Annotated in this window: 15 protein-coding genes and 1 pseudogene; 9 read left to right on the top strand and 7 right to left on the bottom strand. The window is 70.4% G+C overall.

The window, feature by feature from the left end; translation table 11 throughout:
- Together K2Z83_RS10855 and K2Z83_RS10850 are read left to right on the top strand one after the other, a co-directional pair.
- Positions 1 to 326 (top strand): annotated as a pseudogene (locus K2Z83_RS10855) (UxaA family hydrolase); the annotation flags it as partial.
- Positions 327 to 387: 61 nt separating this feature from the next.
- Complete coding sequence (locus K2Z83_RS10850) at positions 388 to 828, top strand: RbsD/FucU family protein (protein ID WP_220595203.1); 441 nt, start codon at positions 388 to 390, stop codon at positions 826 to 828.
- A 188-nt stretch (positions 829 to 1016) separates the two neighbouring features.
- Here K2Z83_RS10850 and K2Z83_RS10845 read toward each other — a convergent pair whose 3' ends face one another.
- Positions 1017 to 1451 carry an isoprenylcysteine carboxylmethyltransferase family protein gene (locus K2Z83_RS10845; protein WP_220595202.1) on the bottom strand — a complete coding sequence of 145 codons (435 nt, stop codon included), beginning with the start codon at positions 1449 to 1451 and terminating at the stop codon, positions 1017 to 1019.
- Between the two features lie 111 nt (positions 1452 to 1562).
- Between K2Z83_RS10845 and K2Z83_RS10840 the strand changes: the two genes are divergently transcribed.
- The 3 genes from K2Z83_RS10840 (at position 1563) to K2Z83_RS10830 (ending at position 4345) form a co-directional block, all read left to right on the top strand.
- The gene (locus tag K2Z83_RS10840) at positions 1563 to 2501 is read left to right on the top strand and encodes a metal ABC transporter substrate-binding protein (protein ID WP_255603755.1); all 939 of its coding nucleotides are present in this window, start codon (positions 1563 to 1565) and stop codon (positions 2499 to 2501) included.
- Positions 2502 to 2598: 97 nt separating this feature from the next.
- Positions 2599 to 3417, top strand: coding sequence for a metal ABC transporter ATP-binding protein (locus K2Z83_RS10835; protein ID WP_220595200.1), 819 nt, complete (start codon positions 2599 to 2601; stop codon positions 3415 to 3417).
- 79 nt (positions 3418 to 3496) lie between these two features.
- Positions 3497 to 4345, top strand: coding sequence for a metal ABC transporter permease (locus tag K2Z83_RS10830; protein WP_220595199.1), 849 nt, complete (start codon positions 3497 to 3499; stop codon positions 4343 to 4345).
- Positions 4346 to 4383: 38 nt separating this feature from the next.
- Here K2Z83_RS10830 and K2Z83_RS10825 read toward each other — a convergent pair whose 3' ends face one another.
- From K2Z83_RS10825 to K2Z83_RS10810, 4 genes are all read right to left on the bottom strand, one after another.
- Positions 4384 to 5403: an FAD-binding oxidoreductase gene (locus K2Z83_RS10825; RefSeq protein ID WP_220595198.1), complete on the bottom strand. Its 1020-nt coding sequence runs from the start codon at positions 5401 to 5403 to the stop codon at positions 4384 to 4386.
- 58 nt (positions 5404 to 5461) lie between these two features.
- On the bottom strand, positions 5462 to 6484 hold the full coding sequence (locus K2Z83_RS10820) for a hypothetical protein (protein ID WP_220595197.1): 1023 nt from the start codon (positions 6482 to 6484) through the stop codon (positions 5462 to 5464).
- A gap of 95 nt (positions 6485 to 6579) precedes the next feature.
- Positions 6580 to 7854: a glycosyl hydrolase family 18 protein gene (locus K2Z83_RS10815; RefSeq protein WP_220595196.1), complete on the bottom strand. Its 1275-nt coding sequence runs from the start codon at positions 7852 to 7854 to the stop codon at positions 6580 to 6582.
- A 5-nt stretch (positions 7855 to 7859) separates the two neighbouring features.
- Positions 7860 to 8225: a metallopeptidase family protein gene (locus K2Z83_RS10810; RefSeq protein ID WP_220595195.1), complete on the bottom strand. Its 366-nt coding sequence runs from the start codon at positions 8223 to 8225 to the stop codon at positions 7860 to 7862.
- A gap of 373 nt (positions 8226 to 8598) precedes the next feature.
- Between K2Z83_RS10810 and K2Z83_RS10805 the strand changes: the two genes are divergently transcribed.
- Positions 8599 to 9453, top strand: coding sequence for a hypothetical protein (locus K2Z83_RS10805; RefSeq protein WP_220595194.1), 855 nt, complete (start codon positions 8599 to 8601; stop codon positions 9451 to 9453).
- A 21-nt stretch (positions 9454 to 9474) separates the two neighbouring features.
- Here the strand turns inward: K2Z83_RS10805 and K2Z83_RS10800 are convergent, their stop codons facing one another.
- On the bottom strand, positions 9475 to 9711 hold the full coding sequence (locus tag K2Z83_RS10800) for an NAD(P)H-dependent oxidoreductase subunit E (protein ID WP_220595193.1): 237 nt from the start codon (positions 9709 to 9711) through the stop codon (positions 9475 to 9477).
- 242 nt (positions 9712 to 9953) lie between these two features.
- On the opposite strand from K2Z83_RS10800, the gene K2Z83_RS10795 reads away from it, so the two are divergent.
- The 3 genes from K2Z83_RS10795 (at position 9954) to K2Z83_RS10785 (ending at position 13441) form a co-directional block, all read left to right on the top strand.
- Entirely contained in the window at positions 9954 to 10802 is an 849-nt protein-coding gene (locus tag K2Z83_RS10795) for an alpha/beta fold hydrolase (protein ID WP_220595192.1), read from the top strand.
- Between the two features lie 86 nt (positions 10803 to 10888).
- Entirely contained in the window at positions 10889 to 11689 is an 801-nt protein-coding gene (locus K2Z83_RS10790; protein WP_220595191.1) for an alpha/beta fold hydrolase, read from the top strand.
- A 102-nt stretch (positions 11690 to 11791) separates the two neighbouring features.
- Positions 11792 to 13441: a long-chain fatty acid--CoA ligase gene (locus tag K2Z83_RS10785; RefSeq protein WP_220595190.1), complete on the top strand. Its 1650-nt coding sequence runs from the start codon at positions 11792 to 11794 to the stop codon at positions 13439 to 13441.
- Positions 13442 to 13461: 20 nt separating this feature from the next.
- Here K2Z83_RS10785 and K2Z83_RS10780 read toward each other — a convergent pair.
- Positions 13462 to 13786 (bottom strand): co-chaperone YbbN (locus K2Z83_RS10780; RefSeq protein ID WP_220595189.1); only part of this gene is annotated, 325 nt, incomplete at its 5' end.

Below are 13786 nucleotides of genomic sequence, written 5' to 3'. Positions count from 1 at the left end.
CCCCCGGCTACGACCCGGTCTCGGCCACCGGCCAGGTGGCGGGCGGCTGCACCCTGGTGGCCTTCACCACCGGGCGCGGTAGCTGCTTCGGCTTCAAGCCCGCGCCGAGCCTGAAGATCGCCACCAACAGCGCCACCTACCAGCGCATGCGCGGCGATATGGACATCAACGCCGGCCGGGTCCTGGAGGGCGTCACGGTCGAGGAGGTCGGCCGCGAGATCTTCGAGCGGCTGATCGCCCTCGCCTCGGGCGAGCCGAGCCTCAGCGAGGCCCAGGACATCGGCGAGGAGGAGTTCAACCCCTGGATCCTCGGGGCGACGATGTGAGCGCAGGTTGACGGCAGCGGCGCCACGCGCACCGCGCAGCGCTACCTATCAGGAGCTAGACATGCTGACCTACCAGCTGCTACACCCCGAGATCCTCGCCGGCCTCGGCGCGGCGGGCCACGGCGCCCAGATCCTGATCGCCGACGGCAACTACCCGCTGGTGACGCGCAGCCACCCGGACGCCCGCCGCGTCTACCTGAACCTGGCCCCCGACCTGGTCAAGGTTACCGATGTGCTGCGGGTGATCGTCGGGGCGACGCCGATCGAGGCGGCCCACGTGATGGTGCCCGACAGCGGCCCCGAGCCCGACATCTTCCCCGCGTTCCGCAAGCTGCTGCCCGAGATCGAGCTCCAGGCCCTCGGGCGATTCCAGTTCTACGACGCCGCCCGCGGCCCCGACCTGGCCCTCGCCATCGCCACCGGCGAGCGCCGGATCTACGCCAACATCCTGCTCACCATCGGCGTCATCCCGCCGAGAAGTGGCCGCCGCCGTCCCGCGTGATCGGCACCCGCCCCGACGCCGCCAGGCTGCGCGCCACTCCCCAGACGCCTACGCGGCCGTGCCGCGTAGGCGTCCGCTGCATCGCTAGTGCAGATTCAAGCAGCCTTTTTGCACAAGATGCTGCCTGCTGTCACATCACAAGGCCCAACCCCCAACCCCCGACTCCTAACCCCTGCGCTGAAAACGCGCTAGAAGACGAACGGCAGCAGCCGCCAGGTGCGCCGCATGTAGTCCGCGTAGGCGGGGAAGGCCTGGAGCAGCAGGCCCTCCTCGTAGCGCAGCTTGAGCAGCAGGTCGGCCAGCAGGATGGCCCAGAGCAGCCAGCGCCACCAGAGCGGCGCGGCCAGGATCAGGCCGAGGCAGGCGATCAGCAGGCTGCTGTACATCGGGTGGCGGATGAGCCGGTAGGGCCCCGCCTCGACGAGCCGCGCCCCGGCGCGCACGTCTGGCAGCACCGAGAGCTCGCTCAGGCGCATCGCCAGCACGCCCCAGGCCCCCAGCAGCAGCCCGCACGCCACCAGCGCTAGCGGCCCCAGCGCGCTCGGCGCCGGCCCGCTGAGCGCGATCAGGCCCAGGCACAGAAACTGCACTGTTACGAATAGGTACGACTTCCACGAGGTCATAGGTGGCTCCAATTTGACAACTCCCAGCGCCAGTGCGATAATCCCGCCTTATTGAGACAATGTTTCATTTACTACAGGTAAGGGACCATGAGACACAGGTATCTACTGCCCATGCTCGCGATCGCAGCCCTCGCCTTAGGCGCGTGCGGACAGACGCCCGCACAGCCCGCCGGAGACCGCCCGCGGGTGGTGGCGAGCACCAGCATTGTAGCCGATGTGGTGCGCCAGATCGGTGGCGATAAGATCGCCCTGAGCACCCTGGTGCCGGTCGGCACCGACGCCCACAGCTTTGCGCCCGCGCCCCAGGACGTCGTCACCATCAGCGAGGCCCAGATAGTATTCGTCAACGGCGCCGGCTACGAGGCATTCCTGGAGCCGCTGCTGAAGAGCGCCGGCGGCAGCGCCGAGCTCATCGAGCTGGCCAAGGGCATCACGCTGCGCGAGATGAGCGCGCAGGAGCTGGCCGCCGACGATGACCACGCCGACGAGGGCCACGCCGACGAGGCGGGACACGACCACAGCGGCGACGACCCGCACACATGGACGGACCCGAACAACGTGAAGTACTGGACCTCGGCGATCAGCGAGAGCCTGAGCCGGATCGACCCGACCAACGCCGGATTCTACGCGGCCAACGCGGAGGCGTATAATATAAAGCTGAGCGAGCTGGACGCCTGGGCCGCCCAGGAGTTCGCCACCATCCCGCCCGCGCAGCGCCTGCTCGTCACCGACCACGCCGTCTTCGGCTATCTGGCCGACCGCTACGGCCTGACGCAGGTGGGCACGATCATCCCGGGGGGCAGCTCGGCCGCCGAGGCATCGGCGCAGGACCTGGCCGCGCTCCAGGATCAGATCCGCAGCCTGGGGGTGAAGGCGATCTTCGTGGGCAATGTGTCGAACCCCAGCATGGCCGAGCGCCTGGCCCAGGACACCGGCGTGAAGCTGGTCACCGTCCTGACCGAGTCGCTCACCCCGCCCGACGGGCCGGGGGCGACCTACATCGACTACATGCGCTCAAACGTGAGCACGATCGTCGGCGCGCTACGCTAATGTGATTGCAGATTGCAGATTGTAGATTGCAGATTGCAGAACCAGGCGCTCAATCTGCAATCTGCAATCTACAATCTGCAATTCCTCAGGGGAACCTATGGCGCTCCTACGCGCGGTTGAACGACCCGAGACCATGATTAAACTGGCCCCGGCCCTGGAGATCTGCGGCCTGAGCGTGAGCTATGGGGCCGGCCTCGCGCTGGAGGGCGTGAGCTGCGCCCTGCGCGAGGGCGAGCAGGTCGCGGTGGTGGGGCCGAACGGCGCCGGCAAGAGCAGCCTGTTCAAGGCGATCGTCGGGCTGCTGCGCCCGAGCGCCGGCAGCATCCGCCACTTCGGGGCCGAGCAGGCCGACCCGAGCTCCGTGGCCTATGTGCCACAGCGCAGCCAGGTGGACTGGCGCTTCCCCGTGAGCGTGGCCGATGTGGTGATGATGGGCCGCGTCGGACGGGTCGGCCTCTTCCGCCGCCCCGGCGCCCGCGACCGCGCCCTGGTGGCCGAGGCCCTGGAGCTGGTGCGTATGACGGACCTGGCCCGCCGCCAGATCAGCGAGCTCTCCGGCGGCCAGCAGCAGCGGGTCTTCCTGGCCCGCGCCCTGGCCCAGGAGGCCCGGCTCCTGCTGATGGACGAGCCGCTCACCGGCCTGGACGCGCGCTCCCAGGACGAGATCTTCCAGATTATGGAGGACCTGCGCCCGCGCCGGGTGACGGTGCTCACCGCCCTGCACGACCTGCAGCTGGCCGCGCGCCACTTCGACCGGGTGATGCTGCTGAACCGCCGGCTGATCGGCTTCGGCCCGGCCGCCGAGGTCTTCGCGCCCGACCGGCTCGTCGAGGCCTACGGCGGGCACCTGCACCTGGCCGTCACCCGCGAGGGCATCCTGACGGTGGCGGACACCTGCTGTGGGGATGAAATGTAAGGGCGCAGCAGCAGATGTGTGCCCCGGCGCTGTGCGCCGGGGCACACATCTGCTGCTGCGCCCCTACCCTGGACACCATATGTTTGACCTGATAACGGCGCCCCTGGCCTACTCGTTTATGCAGCGCGGCCTGCTGGCCGCCGTGATGGTCGGCGTGGTCTGCGCGGTGGTGGGCACCTACGTGGTGCTGCGCGGCATGGCCTTCTTCGGCGACGCGCTCTCGCACACGATCCTGCCGGGCATCGCCGCCGGCTACCTGCTCAACGGCGGGGACCGGGGGGCGCTCTTCTGGTGGGCGCTGGGCACCGCCGTGGCCAGCTCGCTCGGCATCGGCGCGATCAGCCGGGGGAGCAGGCTGCGCGAGGACACCGCGATCGGCGTGGTCTTCGCCGGCATGTTCGCCCTCGGCATCGCCATGATCTCCACCGTGCGCAGCTACTCGGCCGACCTGACCCACTTCCTCTTCGGCGATGTGCTCGGCGTGAGCGACGGCGACCTGCTGCGGATCGCGATCTTCGGCGGCCTGATCCTGCTCACCGTGGCCCTGCTCTACAAGGAGCTGACCCTGATCTCCTTCGACAGCGTGCTGGCCACCACCCTGCGCCTGCCGGTGCAGGCCCTGGAGTACCTGCTGCTCGTGCTGATCGCGGTGGCCGTGGTGGTCAGCATCCAGACGGTGGGCGTCTCGCTGATGCTGGCCGTGCTGGTGACCCCGGCGGCCACGGCGTCGCTGCTCACCCGCCGGCTCATGCCGATGCTGCTGCTGGCCGCCGGGATGGCCGCGATCTGCGGGGTGGTCGGTCTCTATCTCTCGTACTACCTGGGGGTGGCCTCGGGCGCGGCGATCGTGCTGACCTGCACGGCGATCTTTCTGATCACATGGGCGGGCAAGGCGATTGTAGATTGCAGATTGCAGATTGCAGATTGAGCCCTGTGTGCCCCAATCTGCAATCTGCAATCTGCAATCTACAATCTCGACAGACGGAAGGGGGCGAGGGCGGCGGGCGCCGCGCCGGAGGCGGCGGCCTCGGCCAGGAGCCGGCTGAGGATGGCCGCGTAGGGCATGCCGTGGCCGGAGAAGCCGCCGGAGAACCAGGCCCCGGGCAGGCCGGGCACGGCGTCGGCGATCGGCAGGTAGTCGGGGCTGAAGCCCATGGTGCTCGACCAGCGCAGCTCGACGGGCGCGCCGGCGAGGCTGGGGAAGATCCGGGCCAGGCCCTCGTCGAGGGCGGCCTGAACCTCCGGGCTGCCGCCGGGCTCGCGCACGCCCACGTCGCGGCCGGGGGCCACGGCGCGGAAGCCGCCGAAGATCACCCGGCCGTCGAGGGCCTGCTGGCCGTACTCGCCGGTGGGCGTGAGGCTGACCCCGAAGCCGCCGGGCAGCATCGGCGGGAGCGGGCCGGTGGAGAGGGCCTGCCCGCGCACGGGCGTGATCATGCCGGCCAGGTCGGGCAGCAGGTCGCCGCTCCAGGCGTTGAGCGCCAGGATCTCGGCGCCCAGGGGCGCGCCGACCAGACCCTCCACGGCCCGGCGGTCGAGCAGCTCGGCGGGGAGGCCGTCCTCGCGCAGCAGGGCGGCCGTCTGGCGGGCCGCGTCGAGGCCCTCCTCGCCCAGGGCCAGCGAGAGATTCCCGGTCAGGCGCAGGTCGCAGTCGATGCTCTCCTCGCGCACGATGTCGCCCATAAGCCCGTAGCCCTCCAGGGTCAGGGCGTAGATCGCGCGGGCGGCCTCGCGGCCGAAGCGCGCGACGGCGGCGGGGTAGCCCTCGGCGAGGCCAGAGACCAGCAGGCCGCCGTTGTGCCCGCTGGCCCCGGCGGCGGGGCCGGCGCGCTCGATCAGCAGCGGGGCGAGGCCGGCGCGCGCCAGCCAGAGGGCCGCGCTCGCCCCGTGGACGCCGCCGCCCACCACGGCCACCCGCGCCTCGGCGGGCAGGCCATCGTCGGCGAGCGGGGCGTGGCCTATGGATGCGTGCCAGTAGGAGATCATAGGGGATACTCCTGTAAGGGCGCAGCAGCGCGTACGCGCTGCTGCGCCCTTACAATCATCACCTTGCGGTGTTCGGGCTGACGCTGCTGAGCTGGGCGATCTGCTGGGCGCGGGCGCTGAACGAGGCGCTGGCCCGATCGATGTAGGCACGGGCCTCCTGGAAGCGCTGGGCCGCGCGGTTGGCGTTCGCCACGTTGTAGCCGCCGTAGAACTCCAGGATGGCGTCCAGGCCCTCGATCTCCAGCTCCAGTCCGCGCCGGTAGTCGTCGTGGGCCTGCTGGAGCGTGCTCGGCGGGCGCAGGCGGCCCATGTCGTCGTGGGCCGCCTGCACGGTGGCCCGCAGGCGCTGGGTGGCGGCCACATAGCCGACCGAGCCGCCGGGCTGGCTGGTGACGCTGCGGTAGTCCGTCGTCGCCTCGCGCAGGCCGGCGCGCATCGGCTCCACCGCGCCCAGGTAGGAGATCGTCAGGCCCTCGACCACCGAGAGCGGCTCGGCCTCCAGGATGGGCTCGATCGTCGGCGTGGCCGGGGGCGCGCTGGCAGCGGCGGCCGGCGCCTCGGTGACGACGGGCGTGGGCGCGGCGGGCTCGACCGCCAGGGCGATGGTGCGGTTGAGCGCGATCGCCAGGCCCACGGCGACCAGCGGGAAGAGCCAGAGCAGCAGGCGCGCCCGGCTGATGTCGCGCCGCCGTCGCCGCCACGAGACCCACCAGGACTCGGGGTGGTGCTGGGGGGCGGGCTCGGCGGCGAGGGACTCGGCCGGCTGGCTCAGCCCCGGGCTGGGCTGGGCGCCGCCCTCAAGCAGCTTGCGCTCCTCGAGCACCCGCAGCCCGCGCTGGGCGTGCTGGTTGGCCGGGTTGATCCGCAGCACCGACTGGAGACAGAACGCCTGCTGGCGCGGGTCCTCCAGCACGCCGCTCAGCCAGAGCCAGGCCCGCTCGTTGTGCGGGTCGAGCTGCAGCGAGCGCGTGAGCAGCCCGGCGGCCACGCGCTTCTGCCCGCCCCGGGCTGCGGCCAGCCCGCGCTCGTAGAGGCGCTGGGCCTCGCTGCTATTGGCTTTGACGGCGGTCTCTGTGGTCATTATAGATTGCAGATTGCAGATTGCAGATTGCAGAGCTCAGATATGTTTATGGGCAGAGCGCCCAATCTAAAATCTGCGATCTGCAATCTGCAATGCTAATGGTCCGGCAGCAGCGGGTTGATCGCCCGCTGGATGAGCGTCGGGTCCTCGACCATATTCTGGCGCACCGTCTCCCAGTACTCGGGCTTCTCGTAGCCCAGCTGCCAGATCGCGATCCCCGCCAGGTCCAGGTCCTGCACCGTCTTGATCTTCGACGCCAGGCCGGTCTTCGTCATAAACCAGACCTGGCGGGTGCCCTGGGGTGAGCGGTAGGTGAAGTAGCTCTCCTCGACGCGCCCGTTGGCGTTGCTCTCCATAAAGTTGACGGTGGCGCCCTGCTCGTCGATGATCTCCTGGATGATGCTCCAGGGCCGGGGCGTGGCCGGCCCGCTCGGCGGCCAGTCGTAGCCGTAGAAGTGGATGCCCAGCAGCACCTTGGCCGGGTCCACCACGCTGCGGGCGTATGCCGTGACCGACTCGATCCAGTAGGCCGGGGCGACGGGGCCGGGCGAGCCGCCGCGCCAGTGGTAGTCGTAGGTCATGATCCGCAGCTGGTCGACGTGCTTCCCGATCTCGGCCCAGTCCTGGAAGCCGCCGAGGCCGCCGTAGTCAGTGGCCTTGGCGTGGACGGCCACGGTGAGCAGCTTGTCGTTCTGGTGCAGGGCGGCGGCGAGCTCGCGCATGAAGGCCGAGAAGTCGTCGCGCAGCGAGCTATCGAGCGACTCGTAGTCGATGTCGATGCCGTCGTAGTTGCGGGCCAGCACCTCGTCCACAATATTCTGGATGTGGCGCGCGCGGCGCTGCGGGTCGCGCAGCACGGGGACGACGGCGCCGGGGTTCGAGGTGACATTATGGATCGAGGGGATGACCCGGACATTACTCGCGTGGGCCACCTGCACCAGCTCATCGTCGCGGGTGCCGTAGAGCCGCCCGCTGGAGTCGGTCGAGTACCAGAAGGGGCTGACGTCATCGATCACATCTTTGTTCGCCTCGAAGGACTCGCGGGCGCCGCCGCTGAAGCTGGGCGGCAGCCAGACGGCGATGTAGCGGCCGCTCTTCGGGTGGTAGCTCACCGGCGCCGTCTCGAGGTCGGTGGCGGTGGGCAGCGGGGTGGGCGGCACCGGCGTGGGCAGGATGATCAGCGGGGCGGAGGTGGCCACGGCGGTCGGCGTGACGACCAGCACCTGCTGGGGGCTCGACGCCTGAGGCAGGGGGATGCTGCGGGCCATGAGCAGCGTCTGAATGATCAGGGCGCCCGCCACCACGACAGCGACTGTATAGATCAGGCCGAGGGCGATAGTGCTCAGCGAGGCGGAGCGACGTATTTTCATTGGCGTCAGTAGGCCCCGAGCTCGCGCAGGCGCTCGTCGCTGATCCCGAAGACGTGGGCGATCTCGTGGAGCACCGTGCGGCGAACCTCGTCGCGCAGGGTGGCGGGCGAGCGAAAGTCGCGCTCCAGGGGGGACTGGAAGATAATGATCGTGTCGGGCGGGGCCAGCGTGTCGACGCTGCGCTCGGTGAGCGGGACCCCCTCGTACATGCCGTAGACCGACTGCCAGGGGCGCAGGTCGAGGGCCCGCCGCTGCTCGCGGCTGGGGCGCTGCTCGATGATCACATCGACGTTGGCGAGGTAGGCCTGAAATGGGGCCGGCAGGCTCTCCAGGGCATCGACGACAAGTTGCTCGAAGGCGGCGCTATCCATAGTGTGATTGTAGATTGCAGATTGTAGATTGCAGATTGCGCGTAGCCATCAGCTGCGCCCCACGACACAATCTCGCCCCCATTATACGGGCGCGCTGTTTGGGGTGTCAAGGGTTTCGGGCCGTCGGCGCGGCGTTCGGTTCGACAGGGCCACATCCCGGGCGGAGAAAATGCGCAACAACGCGTGGATAGCGCGGCCACACCAAGCGTATCCGTCGTCGGGCGGTGACAGCGGGTGCGCGAGAGATCGGCCCTGGTGCGGATGTACACCGCGCCGCACCTGTGGTAGATTCGCGCCCGGTGAGCCACAACGGCGACGTGGGGATGTGCGATGCCGCACCAGCAAGTCAGCACATCTATCGCCAGGGGCAATTATGTTCATCATCTCACACACCCGCGCGGCGCGGGCATGCCTGCTCGCGCTGATCCTCATCTACGTCCTCGGCCAGGGGGTGGCCCTGGCGACTGAGCCGTCCGCCGCGCTGGAGGAGGGGCCGCGCCACGGGAGCCGGCCGAACCTCGCCCGCGCCCCGGGGCCGAGCATCGCCCCCTACATCCGCCCCGACATGGCCCGGCGCATGGCCGCGCTCCAGCCGGCGATCCTGGCCGCCGCCCGCCGCCACAACCCGCGGGCGCTCTCGGGCATGAGCGACCAGGAGCTGGCCGCGGTGATCGCGACCATCCTCTACAACGAGAACTTCGGCTGGCTTGAGGACGAGATCGCGCCGCTGCGCGCCGTCACGCCGCTCTACCAGGACCTGCAGCGGCGGGCGAACGAGAGCCCGCTGGGCAGCAACTTCAGCGTGTGGCCGGCGAACCTGCGCCCCTCGGTGGCCCTGGAGATCCTCCGCCGCGAGCTGCCGCTCCCGGGCGCGCGCGTGGTCAGCGTGCCGGTGCGGGTGGCCGGCAGCCGGATCGACCCCGACGCCTACGCCTCACAGGAGGAGCTGTACGCCGCGATCACGCGGGAGATCAGCGGCGATGCGATGGCCGTGGAGTACCTGGCGGCGAACCTGGAGCGCGGGATGTACCGGGCGGCCGAGGAGGGGGCGCCGGTGAGCTGGCGCACGCTGGCTGCCTGGCATAACCAGGGCATCGTCAGCCCAGAGGCGATCAGGGCCAACGCGGCGTCCAGCGACTATGTGCGGCGGGCGGCGGCCTACCTGCCGGCGGCCAGGGCGCTCGTGCGCCGCAAGTCGTCGGCGCACCCGGGCATGGCCAGGCTCTAGGGGCGCCCACCGCCCCGACCCCTACGATGTGCTTAGCTGGAGGCACTCGCGGACAAGCCGGATCAGATCCTGGGGGACGACCTGGGGGTAGTAGTCGGTCTCGACCATAATCGCCGGCACATCGTCGCAGGCGGCCATACACTCCAGCTCGACCACATCGATCTCGCTGGGGTATGACGCGACAAGCTCTGCGACCGCGCACAGAAACTCTGGGCGGCTCCTGGTACACAGGCGGCACATGGTGAGTTGGATGGGCATTCGGCAGGCCTTTCCAGGTGTTGGGTTCGATCCATCGACGTGCCCCTCGCACACAGCTGCCCAGGCGTTCGATGCCTTCCCCGCGCGCGTATGCACATCATTGTATGGATAGTTTACACCTTTCATCACACATTTGCAATTGTCTTGCAAAGCTTATGCGCGACGCGCCGCACAATAGGGTATAATCACGGCACCAGCGGACCGCGGATCGCACACCGCCCATGCCACAGCGACACACACCTATGCCAAAGCGCAGCGCCCACCCCGCCACGATCAGCCAGGAGCGACACGCGGGCCTCGACATCAGCTACCTGCGCGCCGGCGACGCCGGGCCGGCCCTGGTGATGCTGCACGGCTGGGGCGCCTTCAAGGAGCTCTGGTGGATGGCCCTGCGCGACCTCGGGCGCGACCACCGCTGCTTCGCGATCGACTTCCCGGGCCACGGCGGATCGCCGATCGGCCGCGCCGACACGATCGGCGGCCTGGCCGACGCGGTCGCCGCCTTCTGCGACGCGCTCGGCCTGCGCGAGGTCGCCCTCTTCGGCCACTCGATGGGCGGCTGTGTGGCCGCCGAGCTGGCCCTGCGCCGGCCCGACCTGCTGCGCCGCCTGATCCTGGTCGACGCCGCCATAGACGCCCAGGACATGCCCTTCTTCGCCCGCACCTACCTGCAGCCCCACGTCGGCTGGCCGGCCCTGCGGGTGAGCCAGCTGCTCGGCCAGGCCTTCAGCCCACTTGGCGCGCGGGTGCCCCACGAGCACGGCGGCGGCTGGCTGCGGCCCTGGGCCCGCCGGGCCTCCTACCTGGCCAGATTCGACCCCGAGGGCCTACACCGCCAGCTGCGCTCGCTCTTCGCCAGCCAGGGCGGCGACCGCCTGGCCCAGATCGCCACGCCGACGATGGTGCTCAGCGGCCAGCTCGACGCGCTCGTGCCCGCGCCGCTCTCCCGCCGCCTGGCCGCGCGCATCCCCGGCGCCAGCTATGTCGAGATCCCCGGTGCCCTGCACAACCCGATGGACGAGCGCCCGCGGGCGTTCTGCCGCGAGGCGCGGGCGTTTCTGAAGGGGGAAGCCGCAGCCATCACGGTGTAGGGCCGAAGCATTGGGCGGTCGCGCCGCAGGCGCGACCGCCCAATGCTTCGGCCCTACGCGATCCCAACATACATCGGGATGAAGTAATGCCGATCGACCTCAGCCCCTACCGCAAAGAGATCCAGGTGGCCGGCACCGCGCCCGTGCGCCTCAGCGTGGTCGACATCGGCCCGCTTGAGGGGCCGGGACGCGGCACCGTGGTCTGCATCCACGGCTGCGCCGGCAACGCCGACCAGTGGGGGCCGCAGATCGCGCACCTGGCCCGCGACCACCGGGTGATCGCGCCCGACCTGCGCGGCCACGGGCTCTCCGAGGTGGTCCAGTCCAGCTACTCGCTGGAGGAGTTTCTCTGGGACATCACTCAGCTGCTCACCCAGCTCAGCGTGGACGAGCCCTTCATCATGCTGGCCCACTCCTTCGGCGGCCCGGTGGCGATCACCTTCGCCGCAAGCCAGCCCCAGCGGGTCAGCCGGCTGGTGCTGATCGCCACCGGCCCGGCCATGCACATCAACCCGCTGCACGAGTTCATCGTCAAGCTGCCGGTCTCCCTGGGCGCCCTGGAGCGCCTGCGCCCCGTGGTGATGCCCAAGACCTACGCGCCGGTGTTTGTGATCCAGAAGATCCTGGCCGGCACGCTCTTCCGCTGGGACGGCTACAAGGTGCTGCCGCGCGTCACCACGCCCACGCTGCTGATCGCCGGCCAGTGGGACTTTATCGCCACGGCCAGCCAGGCCGAGGAGAGCCGCCGGCTGATGCCGAACGCCCGCCTGGAGGTGGTGCGCTACACCCGCCACCTGCCGCACCTGGAGCGCCCCGACGCGGTGAACCGGCTGCTCGACCGCTTCCTGCGCGGGCCGCGCAGCTGGCGCGGGGAGGGGGGCGGATGATTCTCCGCCGCCCTGGTGTAGGGCCGAAGCATCTGGCCAGGAATGCCTCACCCCTCTCTAAATCCGTATCGGGCCAGATGCTTCGGCCCTACGAGGTAATGTATGGCATCTGTAGATCACTATGACCCTGGGGTGCCGCACCGCATCGAGATCGCCCCGGCGCCCATCCCGGCCCTGCTCGACGCGGCGGCCGAGCGATTCCCCGCCGCGCCGGCGATCTCGTTCTACGGCCGCACGGTCAGCTACCGCGAGCTGCGCGAGGCGGCCCGGCGCTTCGCCGGCGGCCTGCTGCGCGCCGGCCTCGCCCCCGGCGAGCGGGTCGTGCTCATGCTGCCCAATGTGCCCCAGGCCGTGATCTGCTACTACGGCGCCCTGCTCGCCGGCGGCATCGTCGTGCTGAGCAACCCGCTCACCGACGCCGCCAAGCTCACCCACGAGCTGGCCGACTCGGGGGCGGGCACGCTGGTGGCCCTGAGCATGTTCTCCGACCTGGTCGAGCAGGCCCGCGCCGCCGGCGCGGCGGCGCGGGTGATCTACACCAACCTCAAGGAGTACCTGCCCGCCACCCAGCGCGGACTCTTCACCATGCTGCGCCAGGGGCGCGAGGGCCACCGGGTGCCCGACGCGATCGCCCGCCAGGCGCTCTGGCTCCAGCACATGCTCGCCGACGCGCCGGGCGACCTGCCGCAGCTGCACGCCACCGACGACGCGGTGATCCTCTACACCAGCGGCACCACCGGCCAGTCCAAGGGCGTCCTCCACACCCACGCCAGCCTGCACGCCAACGCCCTGCAGACCAGCGCCTGGTTCGCCGGGGCCGCGCCCGGCGCCGAGCGCGTGCTCTGCGCGGTGCCCTTCTCGCACTCCTACGGCATGACCGCCTGCATGAACATGAGCGTCGCCCTGGCCGCCGCCATGGTCCTGCTGCCCACCTTCGAGACCCAGCACGTGCTGAAGGCCATCCAGCGCGAGCGGCCGACGATCTTCCCCGGCGTGCCGCCCATGTACGCCGCGATCAACGAGGTGCGCGGCGTGCGCAAGTACGGGCTCTCGTCGCTCAAGGGCTGCCTCTCGGGCGCGGCGCCGCTGCCGGTGGAGGTGCAGGAGGGCTTCGAGCGGATCACCCGCGCCCGTCTGGTCGAGGGCTACGGGCTCACCGAGGCCGGCCCGGCCACCCACGCCAACCCGATCTTCGGCGACCGGCGCTCCGGCACGATCGGCCTGCCCCTGCCCAACACCGAGGCCCGCATCGTCGACCTGCACAGCGGCGCGGACCTGCCCGCCGGCGAGGTCGGCGAGCTGCTGGTGCGCGGGCCGCAGCTGATGAAGGGCTACTGGGGGCGGCCCGAGGAGACGGCCGAGGCGCTCACGGCCGACGGCTGGCTGCGCACCGGCGACGTGGCCCGCATGACGCCCGACGGCTACTTCCAGGTGATCGAGCGCAAGAAGGAGATGATCATCGCCGGGGCCTACAACATCTACCCGCGCGATGTGGAGGAGGTGCTCTACGAGCACCCCAAGGTGATCGACGCCGCCGTGGTGGGCGTGCCCGGCCCCGACGGCCAGCCCGCGATCAAGGCCTTCGTGGTGCTGCGCGCGGGCGAGCAGATCAGCGAGGAGGAGGTCTTCGCCTTCCTGCGCGAGCGGCTGCACCTGCCGGTGATGCCGAGCAGCGTGGAGTTCCGCGCCGCCCTGCCGCGCACCTTCATCGGCAAGATCATGCGCCGCCTGCTGGTCGAGCCGCCGGAGTAGGGGCAAGTCGCGACCCGCCCCTACATACCCGTCGCGACCCCCAGCTGCCCCGCCAGCCGGCCCTCGTCGGCGAAGCCCTGGTTGAGGTGGCGCAGCACGCCCCGCGCGTCCACCACGGCGGTGGCCGGCACCGTCAGCAGGCCGAGCTTGTCGGCCAGCTCCGGGTGCTCCGAGACCGTGAGGGTCCGCACGTGTACGCGCTCGCCGAGCGACTCGCTCAGCCGGCGCAGGGCCGGGGCCTGGCGGGCCCGGCAGTCGGCGCAGCCGGGAAGGGTGAAGGCGACGACGGCGGGCACGCCGGCGGGCACGATGGCGGCGAAGGGCCGGTCGCCCTCCAGGGAGCGC

The organism is Oscillochloris sp. ZM17-4 (assembly GCF_019599295.1).
Lineage (GTDB): Bacteria > Chloroflexota > Chloroflexia > Chloroflexales > Chloroflexaceae > Oscillochloris.
Note: the sequence above shows the minus strand (reverse complement) of the source record. Positions and strands in the feature narration are given on the sequence as shown.

Bases quoted from the DNA above. Each gene is read 5' to 3' on its own strand.
- K2Z83_RS10850 (WP_220595203.1), top strand. From the start codon at position 388: ATGCTGACCTACCAGCTGCTACACCCCGAGATCCTCGCCGGCCTCGGC.
- K2Z83_RS10845 (WP_220595202.1), bottom strand. From the start codon at position 1,451: ATGACCTCGTGGAAGTCGTACCTATTCGTAACAGTGCAGTTTCTGTGC.
- K2Z83_RS10840 (WP_255603755.1), top strand. From the start codon at position 1,563: ATGCTCGCGATCGCAGCCCTCGCCTTAGGCGCGTGCGGACAGACGCCC.
- K2Z83_RS10835 (WP_220595200.1), top strand. From the start codon at position 2,599: ATGGCGCTCCTACGCGCGGTTGAACGACCCGAGACCATGATTAAACTG.
- K2Z83_RS10830 (WP_220595199.1), top strand. From the start codon at position 3,497: ATGTTTGACCTGATAACGGCGCCCCTGGCCTACTCGTTTATGCAGCGC.
- K2Z83_RS10825 (WP_220595198.1), bottom strand. From the start codon at position 5,403: ATGATCTCCTACTGGCACGCATCCATAGGCCACGCCCCGCTCGCCGAC.
- K2Z83_RS10820 (WP_220595197.1), bottom strand. From the start codon at position 6,484: ATGACCACAGAGACCGCCGTCAAAGCCAATAGCAGCGAGGCCCAGCGC.
- K2Z83_RS10815 (WP_220595196.1), bottom strand. From the start codon at position 7,854: ATGAAAATACGTCGCTCCGCCTCGCTGAGCACTATCGCCCTCGGCCTG.
- K2Z83_RS10810 (WP_220595195.1), bottom strand. From the start codon at position 8,225: ATGGATAGCGCCGCCTTCGAGCAACTTGTCGTCGATGCCCTGGAGAGC.
- K2Z83_RS10805 (WP_220595194.1), top strand. From the start codon at position 8,599: ATGTTCATCATCTCACACACCCGCGCGGCGCGGGCATGCCTGCTCGCG.
- K2Z83_RS10800 (WP_220595193.1), bottom strand. From the start codon at position 9,711: ATGCCCATCCAACTCACCATGTGCCGCCTGTGTACCAGGAGCCGCCCA.
- K2Z83_RS10795 (WP_220595192.1), top strand. From the start codon at position 9,954: ATGCCAAAGCGCAGCGCCCACCCCGCCACGATCAGCCAGGAGCGACAC.
- K2Z83_RS10790 (WP_220595191.1), top strand. From the start codon at position 10,889: ATGCCGATCGACCTCAGCCCCTACCGCAAAGAGATCCAGGTGGCCGGC.
- K2Z83_RS10785 (WP_220595190.1), top strand. From the start codon at position 11,792: ATGGCATCTGTAGATCACTATGACCCTGGGGTGCCGCACCGCATCGAG.